This window comes from Pseudomonas sp. MYb118 (genome assembly GCF_040947875.1).
Lineage (GTDB): Bacteria > Pseudomonadota > Gammaproteobacteria > Pseudomonadales > Pseudomonadaceae > Aquipseudomonas.
This window is the reverse complement of sequence record NZ_JBFRXN010000001.1, coordinates 733,200-747,979: the sequence shown is the minus strand read 5'-3', so window position 1 is coordinate 747,979 and position 14,780 is coordinate 733,200. Positions and strand designations below refer to the sequence as shown.

Annotated in this window: 13 protein-coding genes; 1 reads left to right on the top strand and 12 read right to left on the bottom strand. The window is 62.4% G+C overall.

The window, feature by feature from the left end; translation table 11 throughout:
* Nucleotides 1–41: 41 nt before the first annotated feature.
* The 12 genes from ABVN20_RS03545 to ABVN20_RS03490 form a co-directional block, all read right to left on the bottom strand.
* Nucleotides 42–776 carry a WecB/TagA/CpsF family glycosyltransferase gene (locus ABVN20_RS03545; RefSeq protein WP_368554110.1) on the bottom strand — a complete coding sequence of 245 codons (735 nt, stop codon included), beginning with the start codon at nt 774–776 and terminating at the stop codon, nt 42–44.
* Nucleotides 776–1,963 carry a glycosyltransferase family 2 protein gene (locus ABVN20_RS03540; protein WP_368554109.1) on the bottom strand — a complete coding sequence of 396 codons (1,188 nt, stop codon included), beginning with the start codon at nt 1,961–1,963 and terminating at the stop codon, nt 776–778. The genes ABVN20_RS03545 and ABVN20_RS03540 overlap by 1 nt, the downstream gene beginning before the upstream one ends.
* Nucleotides 1,960–3,156, bottom strand: a complete 1,197-nt coding sequence (locus ABVN20_RS03535; protein WP_368554108.1) for a glycosyltransferase — start codon at nt 3,154–3,156, stop codon at nt 1,960–1,962. Before ABVN20_RS03535 ends, ABVN20_RS03540 begins: the two co-directional genes overlap by 4 nt.
* Before the next feature lie 11 nt (nt 3,157–3,167).
* On the bottom strand, nt 3,168–4,163 hold the full coding sequence (locus ABVN20_RS03530; protein WP_368554107.1) for a VirK/YbjX family protein: 996 nt from the start codon (nt 4,161–4,163) through the stop codon (nt 3,168–3,170).
* Nucleotides 4,164–4,170: 7 nt separating this feature from the next.
* A complete protein-coding gene (locus ABVN20_RS03525) occupies nt 4,171–5,148 on the bottom strand; it encodes a glycosyltransferase (RefSeq protein WP_368554106.1) in 978 nt (325 codons plus the stop codon).
* 31 nt (nt 5,149–5,179) lie between these two features.
* Complete coding sequence (locus ABVN20_RS03520) at nt 5,180–5,704, bottom strand: serine O-acetyltransferase (protein WP_368554105.1); 525 nt, start codon at nt 5,702–5,704, stop codon at nt 5,180–5,182.
* An 8-nt stretch (nt 5,705–5,712) separates the two neighbouring features.
* Nucleotides 5,713–6,669 carry a glycosyltransferase family 2 protein gene (locus tag ABVN20_RS03515; RefSeq protein WP_368554104.1) on the bottom strand — a complete coding sequence of 319 codons (957 nt, stop codon included), beginning with the start codon at nt 6,667–6,669 and terminating at the stop codon, nt 5,713–5,715.
* A complete protein-coding gene (locus ABVN20_RS03510; RefSeq protein WP_368554103.1) occupies nt 6,662–7,279 on the bottom strand; it encodes an acyltransferase in 618 nt (205 codons plus the stop codon). The genes ABVN20_RS03515 and ABVN20_RS03510 overlap by 8 nt, the downstream gene beginning before the upstream one ends.
* A 112-nt stretch (nt 7,280–7,391) precedes the next feature.
* Nucleotides 7,392–8,777 (bottom strand): oligosaccharide flippase family protein, encoded by a 1,386-nt coding sequence (locus ABVN20_RS03505; RefSeq protein ID WP_368554102.1) that lies wholly within the window; start codon nt 8,775–8,777, stop codon nt 7,392–7,394.
* A gap of 84 nt (nt 8,778–8,861) precedes the next feature.
* Entirely contained in the window at nt 8,862–9,983 is a 1,122-nt protein-coding gene (locus ABVN20_RS03500; RefSeq protein ID WP_368554557.1) for a glycosyltransferase family 4 protein, read from the bottom strand.
* 131 nt (nt 9,984–10,114) lie between these two features.
* Nucleotides 10,115–11,557 (bottom strand): FAD-dependent oxidoreductase, encoded by a 1,443-nt coding sequence (locus ABVN20_RS03495; RefSeq protein ID WP_368554101.1) that lies wholly within the window; start codon nt 11,555–11,557, stop codon nt 10,115–10,117.
* Between the two features lie 216 nt (nt 11,558–11,773).
* Nucleotides 11,774–13,150 carry an oligosaccharide flippase family protein gene (locus ABVN20_RS03490; RefSeq protein WP_368554100.1) on the bottom strand — a complete coding sequence of 459 codons (1,377 nt, stop codon included), beginning with the start codon at nt 13,148–13,150 and terminating at the stop codon, nt 11,774–11,776.
* A gap of 99 nt (nt 13,151–13,249) precedes the next feature.
* Here ABVN20_RS03490 and ABVN20_RS03485 point away from each other — a divergent pair, with 99 nt between their 5' ends.
* A complete protein-coding gene (locus ABVN20_RS03485; protein ID WP_368554099.1) occupies nt 13,250–14,776 on the top strand; it encodes an O-antigen ligase family protein in 1,527 nt (508 codons plus the stop codon).
* Nucleotides 14,777–14,780 lie beyond the last annotated feature (4 nt).

Below are 14,780 nucleotides of genomic sequence, written 5' to 3'. Positions count from 1 at the left end.
TTGCAAGATATTTCAGAAGTGATACGAAGTCCCCTCAACGCTCAAGAGGGCCTGCTGAGAAAAGTGCGTAACAGAAACATCGGGTTACCCACGACGTAGCGCGTAAACAGACGCCGCGGCTCGCTGAGCAGCCGAAATACCCATTCACAACCGAGGCGACGCATCCATTGCGGAGCGCGTGAAACCTTGCCGCCGAGGAAGTCGAGGATGGCCCCGCCACACACCACGAGGCAGGGCTCGCCGCCGGCCGCCAGCAAGGCGGCAACGGCTTCCTGCTTGGGCATGCCCATGCCCAGCACCACCAGTTCCGGCTGATACTGCCGGGCCAGATCGACATAGGTCTGGGCCGGTGAAAAACCATGATGCACCGACACCACGTCAACCGAAAACCTGGCTTGGCTGTGTCGCACCGCTTCGGCCAGCCAGGGCTCCTGCGTGCCCCAGAAGGCCACTCGCCGCCCCTTGTAGGCGGCCAGCAGCTTGGGAATCAAATCGGTGCCATTCATGTTCAGCCCCGGTTCGACACCCAGCCGGCGAAAGAGAATGGCCATGCCTGAACCATCGCGCAGCAAAACATCAGCGGCGGACAGCGCCTGACAATAGTCGCGGTTGCCGGTCACCAGGTTCATGGCGTGGGCGTTGACGAAACCGACAACGGTGGTCGCCTGCGGCCTGGTGAGCGTTTCGATCAGGGCTTTCTCGTCGCCCGCATCGTTGACCACCCTGATGTTAGCCACGATCGTTTGCCAGTGATGCCGCCAGCCTGAAGCACTCATCAATGATCATCCCGTTTCGAACGCACCCATTCGACCTGGCGCTTGAGCAAGAAGCCGATGTACAAGGGAATTTTCTTCAACGCGTAGAGCGGCGCATACATCAGGGCGGTGAACGAGATGATCGCGCGGCCGAATTGACTCCATGCCAGCAGGATCGCCGTGCCCAGGATGGCCATCCCCACGGTGGCGATCAGCGCCGGTGCCGAGGGCCCGCCAAACAGGAACAGCAGCCACGACAACACAAAGCCAGCCCCCAGCACCAGGGTCAGCAAGGCCAATGGCGGGACCCACATGTCCAGGGTCATCGCCAGCAGGTTCCAGTTGCGCTGGCGCAAGGATTCCACGAACAACTTCGGCGCATCGCCGAGAATCACGCCCAGGTGGCCATGCTCCCAGCGGGTTCGCTGACTGACCAGGCCTTCCTCGGTGCGGGGGAAGTAGCTGGTGACCAGCGCATCCGGGCAAAACAGCGGCGGCTTGCCGTTGCGGCATAAGTCCAGGCCCATCTTCAAGTCTTCGACGATATGGTCGCTGCCCAGTTCGATCAACGCCAGGTCCTTCCAGACAAACGCCATGCCCGTGCCCATCAACGGGCACGGCAGGCCCAGCCATGCCCAGCCACGCGGCCGCACCCGGTTCTTCACACACCAGGCGAACTCGGCCAACTGCACTTTCAGCCCGGCACCGGCAGGCGCATGCATCAGGTCCAATGCCTGGGTCGGTCGCCCCGATTCGATGCAGCGCAGCGCCAACTGCTCGATGGTGCCCTGCCCCAACTGGCAATCGGCGTCGATGACGATCATCACCTCAGGCGCGTCGCCGGCCAGGTGACGGGTACCGAATTCCAGCGCAAAACCCTTGCCGCGCTGCTGGTCATTGCTGCGTTCCACCACCTCGGCACCGGCCGCGCGAGCCACGGCGGCGGTGTCGTCGGAACAGTTGTCCGCCACCACCAACAGGCGGTCGCCCGCGACCAACTGCGCCTTGATGCTGTTGATCGTCGCGACGATCACCGGGGCCTCGTTGTGAGCCGGCACCAGCACCGCCACCCGTGGGCGTGTCGCCCGCGCAGGTGCCCGCGAGCGCACGGGCAGGCAGGCCAGCAGCACCTGCACGAACAACACCAGCACCGGCAGCACGATGAGGAGCAGCACAACGCTGAACAGCCAACCGAGTAATGTGATCATGCCTGCGCCTTGAAGAGCGCGGCCAGCTTGGCCGCTTCGGTGTCGATGTCGTGTCGCTCCAGCACCCGTTGATACGCGGCCTCGCCCATGCGCTGCAAGACGTCGTCCGGTTGCGCCAGGCAGTCTTCCAGCACGTCCGCCAATTCTGCCACGGCGCCGGCGGGAAACAGCCAGCCGTTTTCGCCGTGGCGCACCAGTTCGGGAATACCGGCGACGTAGGTGGTCAGCACGGGCCGGCGCAACGCCATGGCTTCCATGATGACCACCGGCAAGCCTTCGGCGAAGCTGGGCAGGACCATGGCCCGCGCCCCGAGAATATGCGCGCGCACCTGCTCGCTGCTGATCCAGCCGGTGATCTGCACGTGCGCCTGCAGGCCGTGCCGGGCAATCAGCGCCTCGATCTGCCCACGCATTTCACCATCACCCGCCAGGACGATTTCGAACGCCACGCCTTTGGCCGCGAGGATGCGCGCAGCCTCCATCAGCAACAACTGGCCTTTCTGCTCACACAGGCGCCCCACGCAAACCAGGCGCGGCAGGAACGGCATCGGCACCGCCGGCACGTCATGGAACGCCTGCTCCAGCCCACAGTGCACGACCTTGACCTTGCTCCAGTGCCCGTGATCGACCCAGCGATACAACTGGCTGCGCCCGTAGGAACTGATGGCGACGACGAACGCCGAGCGCCGGACCTTTTCGCCCAGATGAATGAACTGCGGTTTGTCGAACTCTTCCGGCCCGTGCACGGTGAAGCTGTAGGCCGGCCCGCCGAGGGCATTGGCAAGCATCACCACTTCAGTGGAGTTGGTGCCGAAATGCGCATGCACATGTCCGCAGGCTTGCAGCCAGGGCAGCATACGGCAGGCTTCCGCCAGGTAGATCAAGTGGTAAGGCCAGCTGCGATCGGCACGCCGCCCCATGCGCAGCGCCAGCCACAAGGCGGAAAAAAACGCCCGTGGCCGCTCGCGCAACACCTGCAGCACAGGCTTGAGCAGCGCCTTGACGCCGCCTTGCAGCACGTACTGGGTCTTGTCACGCTCGGACACGTCCTCGGCGTCCACCAGCTCGGCATCCCAGCCGCGCAAGGCAATGCGCTGGACCTCGAACCCCTGACGCTCCAGCGCCAGGATCTCGCGACGAATGAAGCTGTGGCTGACCTTGGGGTATTGATTGATGAAATAAGCGATGCGCATAGGGACCGGGCTTAAAGATCGTTGGAGGTAGTGGCGGCGGCAGGCAATGCCACGCCGGCCTGCGGATCAGTGCCCGCCACCGGCGTGGCGGCCGTGCCGCTGCCGAGCAACAGGCTGTCGACTTTGCCGAACGTGCTTTGCAGCAACTCATAACGACGGCGGTACATGGCGCGCTTTTTCGCGGCGATGGTGTCCAGCGGCTTGATCGACGGCGCCATGGGCAGCTCGAAGAAGTCTTCACGGTCGGACGGTGTCGCCCCGTGCTCCAGCCAGATCACGTCATAGTTGGCCGCCAGTTCCTGGGCCTTGTTCGCGCCGAAGTACGGGTGGCGGTGATGACGATGTTCATCGGTCACGGCGTACAGCCTGTCGACACCCAGTCGGACCGCCATGTGCTTGAGCACTTCGATCAGCAGACTGCGCGGGCGCAACCCTTCGAACGCCTTGGTCAGGTCACGGTAAATGGTCAGGGAAGTGTCGCTGTCCACGCCTTTGTGAATGCCCTGGACGGCGCCGATGAACAGACACATCCCGGCCTCGGTGCGGCCCAGGGTGAAGGCCAGCGAGGCGATGCGCAGATCGTCCTGGAACAGGTTCAGCACCAACTCCCCTTCACGCATGAACCATTTCGGCCGATCCAGCACCAGTGAGCAACGCTCGGCCCACTCGGACAGGTCGGCCAACGTCAGGCTTTCATTGCGCCCCGACAACAACAATTGCGGACAGCCCTGGCTGACCACTTCGTAATGCGCCGCGATGGCTGCCAGCCGCTCTTCGGCCTCCCAGCGCTTGCTGAGATAGGGCCATTGCACCACCCCCAGGCAATCGGTCCCCAGTTTTTGCAGGCCGTTGGCGCCCAGCGCCGTGGTCATGCGCGAGGAGAACCGCTCGAGCGCCGGCCGGTTGTTCGCCACCAGCAGCGGCACCTTGAGCTGATTCTTGAAAGCCCTGGGCGTGACGCCGGCATTGAGCTTCAGCAGGCTTGCGAGGGTGAGCCAATAATCCATGTGCGCCTCACTTGTATTCGATCAAGGCCGACTTGCCGGCGCCGAATCTGCTCAATAGAAATTTGACCTGCCCGAGCATCTCGGGAAACTTGCCCAGCACCAGGAAGAACGCCAATTGCCAGTTCTGCCGCGCCGATCTGCCGCCCCGGCGAGCCAGGCGCGCAACCTGCAAGGGATAGATCAGCAGGATCAACAGCCCCGCCGCCCCCAGTATCGCGCAGGCGAACAGCGTGGCCAGCGGCACGCCCAGGCCCCAGAACCAGGCCCGGCGCGATTCACGGCGCCAATGTTGCTCGGCCGTACCACCGTGCAACGAAGCCCCTTCGGCGAAGGCGTGACCACCGCGCAAGGTGCGTTTCCACCACTGGCCGAAACGGGTCATGGCCGCATCATGCAAGGTCATTTCCTCGTCCAGGCGCCAGACCTTCCAGCCTTTGGCCCGCAGGCGCACGCACAACTCCGGCTCTTCGCCCGCGATCAGGTCGGCACGAAAGCCCGACACGGCGGCAAACGCATCCGCACGCATCAGCGCATCGCCGCCACAGGCCCGGGTCTCGCCAACCGGCGTATCCCATTCGATGTCACACATCAGGTTGTACACCGAGCGCTCTGGAAAACGCTCACGGCGCCGTCCACACACCACCGCCACGTCGGGCCGTGCATCGAGAAACGCCCGGGCCTGGGGCAGCCAGCTGGCAACCACTTCACAGTCACCGTCGACGAACTGCACATGCCGCAACGTCGGCAACAGCCGTTGCACACAGGCGAACCCTTCGTTGCGTGCGCGCGCGGCGGTAAACGGGATGCTCATGTCCAGCTCCACCACCGCCACCCCGCGGGCACGGGCCAGCTGCACCGAACCATCGGTGGACCCGGAATCGACGTAGACGATCTGCTGCGCCGTTGCGGCCAGCGACGCCAGGCAACGCTCCAGGCGCTGGCCTTCATTGCGGCCGATGACCACGACGCCCATGTCATTGATCAAGGCATTCACCCGAGCCGGATAGCGAAAACGTTCATGAGCATTCCTTTGCCTGTGCAGGCTTGCGTTGCTTGATGACCGCAGGCACACCCACGGCCACGCAGTCGTCCGGTACGTCGGTCAGGACCACGGCATTGGCACCGATCACCACATTGTTGCCGATGCGGATATTGCCCAGCACCTTGGCGCCGGAGCCAATGTCGACGTTGTTGCCGATCACCGGGGCAATGGGTTCGCTGACATTCTTCAGGCCGACGACCACGCCATTGCGGATCCGGCAATCATCGCCAAACTGCGCGTATCCACTGACGACGATGCCGCCGAAGTGGTCGATGACAAAATTGCGCCCGACCGCCACCTCGCACGGCAGCTCGATGCCCGTCAGGATCTGCACCAGTTTGAACAGCACTTTATAGATGAACGAAAACACTTTGCGTAACAGCGCCGGACGTACGCCATAACGCCAGCGCCCGAAGCGGTAAACCAGCATCACCCAGAAACCCTGGGCGCCCCAGTCACCGTTGTAAGCCCGCAGATCCGCGCGAATGTTGTCGAACATGAATGGCTCTACCGTGTGGGTTGGGTGGCGAATTTGGTGTCACGCAACAGCGCCCAGGTAACCCGGGCATGCTCCCAGCATGCACCGATGGCGGCCCTGCCACGGCGCTTGAGCAAGGCCTTGAGCGCCAGGATCAGGTCGCCGACGCAAACCAGCGCCATGTGCCAGGCCAGGCCCGCCACGCCGTGGTGCTTGCGGAAATACAACAGCTCACTCTCGATTTGCAGGCGGGGTATCTGCCGGCTGGCGGCATTGAGTTCATCCACGGACTTGGCGCTTTCCCCGCCGATATGCACCACGGTGGTGTGCGGGTAGAAGATCACTTTCCAGCCGGCCTGCTTCACCCGCTTGCAGTGATCGACTTCCTCGTAATAAAGGAAGTAGCGCGGATCGAACAGCCCCACCGTGTCGATCACTTCGCGACGGATCAGGTAATAGCAGCCCGGCACCCAGTCGCACTCACGGACCGAGGCGTGATCCCACTGCATGTCGTCGACGCGCTTGACCATCGGGAAGAAACGCTCGAGCCCGGTGCGCGACAGAAACACGTTCAATGGCGTCGGGAAATAACGGCACGATGGCTGTAAGTCCCCTTCCCGGCCCTCCAGCCGCACGCCCAGGATGCCGCAATCGGGATGCGCTTCCATATAGTCGAGGGTCTTGCTCAGGGTGTCCGCCGCGACGAAGGCATCGGTATTGAGCAGCAGCGCGTACTTGCCCTGCAGGTGTTCGACCAGTTGGTTGTTGGCCCGGCCAAAACCGACGTTGTCCTTGTTGCTCAGCAGCACGGCCTGCGGGCAGACCGTCGCCAGGCACTCCAGCGAATTGTCGACCGAGGCGTTATCCACCACCAGGTAGCGCGCACGGTCCACGCTGTCGGGCTGGCGCAGCGCATTGAACATCGGCTGCAACAGGCCCGCCGTGTTGTAGTTGACCACCAGCACATCGAGAGACGCGTTAACCATTGGATTTTTCACCAAAGAAATATTCGACGCGCATGGCTCGCAGCTTCACTTCCAGTTCGGGGTCGAACTCGCCGTCGCGCTCACGGATGAGGTCCATCCACGGGTAGGCGGCGCAGCGCTCCTGGGAGTTCTTCAACAGCGTTTCCATCGTGCAGATGACCCTGGCCGGATTGCCTCCGACCACCACGCCGGGCGGCACATCGCGGAGCACCACGGCGCCGGCCGCCACCACCGAGTCCGGGCCAATCGTCACGCGCGGCAGGATGATCGCGCCATGCCCGATGAAACAGTTGTCGAGGATGTCGATGGGGCCGACCGAATCGAGCTTCGTCCCGTAGCGCACATTGAGCAGGGCGACGGTGGCGTCGTGACCGAACAGCGTGCAGTCGGACAGGCCGACGTTGTTGCCCAGGCGCACCAGCGTCGGGTCAGCGATGTTGCAGCCCAGATTGATCCACACGTTCTTGCCGATGGAGTGCAGCCCGCCCCAGCGAGCCATGTGGATCGCCCATTGCAGGCCGTCCGGTTGACAGAATCGCTTGTAGAGCCAGGTTAAACGTCCCGTTTTCATGGCGAAACAAGCAATCGCGCGTTTCAGTAGACCAATCATCCTGTCAGCCCCAAAAAAATCCAGTAAACATCTGTGCCAGGGTTCGATTCACCCTGATTCTCGATTCGTGTCACTAAGCGTAGCCCCCGCGCCGAGATTCGACACGTGGTTGTCACACCCAGTCAAACCAGTGAAACAGCGCCAACACCAACTCCCCGCATAACCACCCGACCAGCATCATTGGCAAGACCATCAGCTCGCGGCGGATATCGAACAAGCCCACCTTGCGATTGACGTAGGCCACCAGGATCAGCGTCGGCAACGCATGCAGGGCAACGCCCCAGATCGCGTACTCGACGCCGCCAACCGCCAGCAGCAGCGGCAACAGCACCCACAGCGAGATGGCGCGGATGATGTTGTCCATCGCCTGGTACTTGGTCAGCCCCAGCGCCAGCCAGAGTTGATGCGCCACGGCGAAACGCCAGGTGAAAAAAGACAGTGAAAGAATCGCCAGCATGTGGCCAGCACCGGCATAACGCTCATCGTACAGAATGTGGATCAGTAATGGGCTGAGAACCCAGGCCAATCCGCAGAGAAACAGCGAGATCAGGTCGAACAGCAATTTGAAGCGGTCGTACAGCGCGTGCAGTCGCGCCGTGTCATTGACCCGCGCCGCTTCGCTGAAGGCCGGCAACGCCACGGCGCCGAGCAAGCGTTGCATGCCCATTTGCAGCGCCCCGAGAAACAGGACAGCGATGGAATAGACGCCCAGCTCGGCCGCCGACATGCTGCCGCCGAACCAGATGCGGTCGCCATTCATCGCCAGTACGCCCACCGCCGACGACAGCAGCATCCAGCGACCGAAGCCCACCACTTCCTGCAGCGCGCGGCGCTCCCAGTGCAGATGGTTCGCAGGCCCGGAAAACCACACATGGCCCAGCAGCGTCATGACCAGGGCAGACACCAGGCCGGCCCCCACCAGCGACCAGATCGAACGGGTGAAGTAACCGATCACCAGCATCGTCAGCAGGCCGGCGATCTGCGAGGCGAACTCGGCGAGCACGACTTTTTTCTGCTGGAAGTCGCGCACCGCCACATCGACCTTGGTCGACTGGAAGCCATAGATGATCGCGGACAGGCCGGTCAGGGCCAGCACCAGTGGCAATTCGGGCGCGGCATAGGTGGAATGCTCCGACCACATATGGATGTACTGGGCGAACCAGGCGAAGCCGGCGATCAGCAGGGTAAAGGCGAAAAGGATGAAGCCGCGGATGATCTGCGCGGTCCACACGGTATTGAGGAAGGCCGGATCGTTGCCACGCGGGCTCTGGATGATGTTCTGGCGAAAGCCGACATCGGACAGCAGGTGCAGCACCACCGACACGGTGGTGGCGATGACCATGATGCCGAACATTTCCGGCATCAGCAGGCGCGCCATGATCAGGTTGCCACCCAGGCGAATGCCCTGGGATGCCACCAGCGCCCCCAGATTCCATGCCCCGGCGAATATCGCTCGCCTGCGCAGGCTCAACGGTGGCGATACATCAGCTGGTGGCATCACTACAACCCCAAAATCAATGGCACGAAAAGGTACTATAGTCGCCGTTTGCCCTACCACTGGAATCTGGCAGGCACACCGCTGTTACACCACGGAAGAGGCGGTCTTGGCCGAACGTTGCCCGGACGGGCGCTTGCCGACCGCCTTGACCAATGCCGCTTCGAACAGCTTCGCCGAGTGTTCCCAGGAGCTGGCCGCCACGGTCTGGTGGGCCGCTTCGGAAACCTCACGCCATTGCGCGTCATCCAGGGTCAGAAGGTGTTCGGCGCCCGCCGTCAGCGCCTCGGTGTCATCAATGTCTGCCAGCACGCCGTTCTTGAACGGGGTGATGGCTTCCAGCGGCCAACCCGTGCGGGTCGAGACCACGGGCGTCCGACAGGCCATGGCTTCCATGGCCGTCAGGTTGAAGCCTTCGCTGCGACTGGAGGCGAGCCACACATCGCATTGGGTGTACAGGTCGCGGATGTGCTCCTGATCGGGCGCCAGGTGGAATTCGACACTCGCCGGCACCTCGAACGCCCCCGTGGGTGCGAAGCTGCCAAAGGAAATGACGCGCAGGTCCGGGATCTTTTTCTCCAGGGCGCGGATTACATCGAGCGTCACGTCGAGGCCCTTCAACGGGGTTTCGTGGTACAGAAAGCCCAGGGTCGGGCGCTGCTGCCGGCCCCGGGGCGCGGCGAAGAACTGCTGATGATCGACACTGTTGGGCACCAGGTCGACATCGGCGTCGCCGTACTCCACGCGCATCAGATCCGCCAGCCAGCGGGAAATGGTGATCTTGTGCAACGGCAGCTTGTTATAGGTGGCGATGACCCGGTCTGTCGGGCAGAACGGGAAAATCTCGTGCCCCTGCACGAAATACACTTTCTCGCCCTTGGCCGGACTCAGGTCGTTGACCCACTCGGCGGTTTCCCACCAGGTGGCGATGACCACATCGGCATCCGGCACGTCGGATTCCACGATCGGCCGGTATTTTTCGATCACCCGATGGTCGAGGTCCATGTCGTCCAGGTAGGAAGGAATGACCGGTGTTTCCAGCCAGCCCTTGCCGGTGACAAAGCTCTTGATCTTTCTGCGCAGCGGAATTGCGGGATAAGGCAGCGAAACGAGTGTTACATCATGGCCGGCGTCAGCCAGTGCCTGGGCATAGATGGTCACCACGCGGATGCCGCCCGACATGCTCGCCACACTCAGAACAAAAGTCACTTTCAACAGACTATCTCCATTCCCCCTCCGCAGATCCGGAGGCTGGCTACCAAATTCCGATGCACATCCAGCCAGGTGAGCCGTGATCAAGCCACCCTGACGAGCACCAGCCAGAAAATCCAATTTGAGCGCTAACTTATACTATTAATGTGCTCCGCCAGTCTTAGTGTCAGTTGTAACAGCGGCATGGTCGGATTGCTCGCACCGCCGGTCGCAAAAACGCTGCTGCCGGCGATATGCAGGTTCTCGACGCCGAAGACCTTGCAGTTCTCGTCGACCACGCCGAACTCCGGCGCCGAGGCCATGCGCGTAGTCCCCATGTGATGGGCATGGGGGTTGAGCTTCAGTGGCACGGTCTCGTCATAGACGCACTGCTCCAGCTTGACCAGGCCCAGGCCGGTGTCGGCAAAGCATTTGGCCATTTCCAGGCCGATGGACTTGACGGTGTCACGGTCCGCCGGGCTCAGCTCCCAATGCACCGTGGCCTTGCGCATGCCCAGGGCATCCCGTTCGGGTCCCAGCGAGACGCGGCTGTTGAGGTTGGGAAACTGCTCGATCAGCGTGCCGATCACCCCATCGCCCGGGCAATCGAACTTGGTGATGAACTCGATCTTCTGCTCCACGCCGATATCGCAGATCAGGTTTTCGAAGAAACTCTTGATCGCCGCCGTACGGCCATAGGTCTTGACTTCCGAGACCAGCGAAATGGCGACGTTGCCCTTGCCTGCCCGATGCTGGGCGACGAAGGCATCGGTGGTGAAATACTCCCGGGAGTTCTTTTCCTGCCCGTCCTTGAGGATAAAGGTGCCCAGTTCGACGTTCAGGTGTTCCATGAAACATTTGCCGACCAGCCCGCCCTCGGTGACGATGCCGCCCGCCGCCAGCGACTCGCTGTTGAGCAGTTGCCGGGCATTCTCGATCGCACCGGTGGCCAGGATGAACTGCCGCGCCTTGACCCGCTCGCGCCGCTGTTGGTAGTCCGAAACGACGATGGCCGCAATGCGCCCGGTCCCGCTGTCGAACTCGAGGTCGACGCAGTTGCAATGAATGAAGACTTCCAGGCCCTCGGTTTCATTGAGTTCCCTGGCGTACTTCGTCGCAAAACGGGTCGGCGGGCTGAGCAGAAAGCGATCCGCTTCAAAGTCGGCACCGTCCAGGGAAGCGTTGATCGCCTTGAAACTGGCATTCGGCGCCAGATCGACAATGGCCATCGCTTCGGCCAGATGCCGCTGCATTTCGGCAAACGCGATGGGCCAGCCGGGCAGGCGCACGGGCGGGCCGGTGTTGAAGTCGGAGGCTTCGAAGGGGCGGCAGCGCCCGGACCAATGGTTGGACGTCCCGCCCAGATAACGCAGGCGGGTTTCTTCGGCATAGACCTCAAGGCCCGTGGAGGGGCATTGGTAGAGATCTTGCGAGTCTTGCGAGTACTCGCGCCCACCGCCCTCGAGCAACAACACCTGCCTGCCCTGCCCGGCCAGGCGCAACGCCAGGGTGATACCGGCCGGGCCCGCGCCGATGATGCAGATGTCATAGGCCTCGCGCAGTTCTTTCTGCGATTGGTAGTCTTTGATCATGTTTGCGCTGGCTGAAAGTGTTGGGCCGGCAAGACCCATCCGTTGACGACGAAGTACCCGGACTTGGCCGCGACGGGCCGGGCAAGCGCAGTGGAACAGCCAAAGACGAGCCCCCCGAGGCTCAACAGCGCAAATGCCTGGAGGAAATCCCTGCGATCCATTGCAGACGTATTCAAATCAGGTTCGTGCATGATTCAAGGCTCCCCGACGACCCAGTCAAAACCAGCCGGCAATCTCCAGCACCACTTCCCCGCAGACGACGCCTACCAACGCCAGGGGCAGCACCACCAGTTCACGCTTGAGATCGAACAACCCCACCTTGCGATTGACGTACACCACCAGGAACACCGTCGGCAACGCATGCAGGGCAACCCCCCAGATCGCATAATGCACGCCGCCGATGGCCAGCAACAGTGGCAGCAGCACCCACAACGAAACGGCACGGATGATGTTGTCCATGGCCTGGTATTTGGTCAGCCCCAACGCCAGCCAGACCTGATGCGCCACGGCAAAGCGCCAGGTGAAAAACGACAATGAAAGAATCGCCAGCATGTGGCCGGCTTCGGCGTAGCGTTCATCGTACAAAATGCTGATGAGCAGCGGGCTGATGACCCAGAACAGCCCGCAGATGAATAGCGAGACCCCATCGAAGAGCAATTTGAAGCGGTCATACAAAAGGTGCAAGCGCTCCTTGTCGTTGACTCGCGCCGCCTCACTGAACGCCGGCAGCGCCACGGCCCCGAGCAAGCGCGCCATGCCCAGTTGCAAGGCACCGAGAATCAGCACGGCAATGGAAAACACCCCCAGTTCATTGGCCGACATGCTGCCGCCGAACCAGATGCGGTCGCCGTTCATGGCCAGCACGCCCACCGCCGATGACAACAGCATCCAGCGACCGAAGACCACCACTTCCTGGAGCGCGGCACGGTCCCAGTGCAGGCGGTTGCGCACCCCGGGAAACCAGAAGTGCCCGAGCAAGGTCATCGCCAGCGCGGCAACCAGCCCGGAGCCGACCAGCGCCCAGATCGACCGGGTGAAATAGCCGATCACCAACATGGTCAGCAGGCCGGCCAGTTGCGAGATGAATTCGGCGAGCACGACCTTCTTCTGCTGGAAGTCGCGCACGGCCACATCGACCTTGGTCGACTGGAAGCCGTAGATGATCGCGGAAAAACCGGTGACGGCCAGCACCAGGGGCAATTGCGGCGCGGCGTAGGTGGACTGATCCGGCCACAGGTGCAGAAGCTGGGTGAACCACGAACAGCCGGCGATCAGCAGGGTGAAGGCGAACAGAATGAAGCCGCGGATGATCTGCACCGTCCACACGGTATTGAGGAAGGCCGGATCGTCGCCTCGCGGGCTCTGGATGATGTTCTGGCGAAAGCCGACATCGGACAGCAGGTGCAGCACCACCGACACGGTGGTGGCGATGACCATGATGCCAAACATTTCCGGCATCAACAGGCGGGCCATAATGAGATTGCCGCCCAGCCGGATGGCCTGGGAGGTGATCAGCGCACCAAGATTCCATGCCCCGGCAAATATGGCTCGCCTGCGAAGGCTCAACGATGGCGAGATATCAGCTGGTGGCATCAGAACAACCCCGGACTCAACTACTCAAAAACGTACTATAGTCGCACTTTGCCATTCTACTAGTATCTGTCATTCACCCATTGGTAAGCCTGACTCTCCATGCCTGAGCACTTTCGCGCGTTAGTCGTCATTCTCGTTCTTGCCGGCGTGGTTTTTTTCATGGCACGCCGGCCCGCCAGCGACCTGATCCCTGCCCACGACTTCAGCCGTCGGCGCAACCTGTGGTTCGTGCTGACCATCCTGGCCTTCGTCTCGCACAGTTTCTGGATCTATGTGGCCGTGACCACGATCCTCCTGACCATCGCCCGAAAACGCGAACACAACCCCGTCGCGCTGTTCTTCATCCTGGCGTTCCTGGTGCCGCCGGCGCAGGCGCGCATTCCAGGCTTCGGCCTGATGAACTACTTTTTCGACCTCAACTATGTCCGGCTGCTGTCGCTGTGCGTGCTGCTGCCGGCGTTTTTCTCGCTGCGCCGGCAAGCCGACACCCAGGGATTCGGGCGTACCTGGCCGGATAAATTCCTCGCCGCCTACCTGGTGCTGACCAGCCTGCTCCTGCTGCGCGAAACCACGGTCACCGATACCCTGCGCCAGACGCTCTACCAGTTCACCGATGTGTTCCTGCCGTACTACGTCGCCAGCCGGGCGCTGAAGAACCTCAGCGACTTCAAGGACGCCCTGCTGGGCTTCGTCCTCGCGGCGATGGTGATGGCGCTGATCGGCTTCTTCGAGTTCGCCCGCGGCTGGCTGCTGTACAGCGCACTGATCGGCGCCATGGGCATGCAGTGGGAAATGTCCAGTTACCTGAGCCGCGGCGGCTTGCTGCGTGCCAGCGTGACCACCGGCCAGGCCATCGCGTTGGGGCTGGTGATCAGCACGGCCATCGGCTTTTACCTGTATCTGCAGGAAGGCGTGCGCAGCAAGATGCAACGCCGGCTTGGCGCCCTGCTGCTGGCCGGCGGGCTGTTCGCGCCGCTGTCGCGGGGCCCGTGGATCGGCGCCGCCGCCATGTTGCTGGTGTACATCGCCACCGGCCAGAAGGTGGTCAAGCGCATCATGCTGCTGGCGTTCGCCGGCATACTCGCCCTCCCCGTGCTGACCGTCGTGCCGGGCGGGCAGAAGGTGCTCGACCTGCTGCCGTTCGTCGGCAACGTCGAGGTGGAAAACATCACCTACCGCCAGCGCCTGATCGACAACTCGATCCTGGTGATCCAGCGCAACCCGCTGCTGGGCACCTTCGATTATCGCAAGGCGCCGGAAATGCAGGCGATGATCCAGGGCGAAGGCATCATTGATATCGTCAACACCTACATCGGTGTGGCCCTGTCCTATGGCTTGATCGGCCTGGCGGTGTTCGTGGCCTTTTTCGCCGCCGTACTGCTGGGCATCCGCAAGACCATGCGCTCGTTCCCCGACAAGGACGATGAGGCCCGAAGGCTCGGGCGGGCATTGTTCGCGACACTGGTCGGCATCCTCGTGACCATCTTCACCGTCAGCAGCATCACGATCATCCCGGTGGTGTACTGGTCGGTCGCCGGGCTGGGCGTTGCCTATGTGCGCATGGCGCGCAATCTCAAACACACCTCGCCAGCCGTGGCGGCCAGTGCCCACCTCCAACTCCGGTAACCCC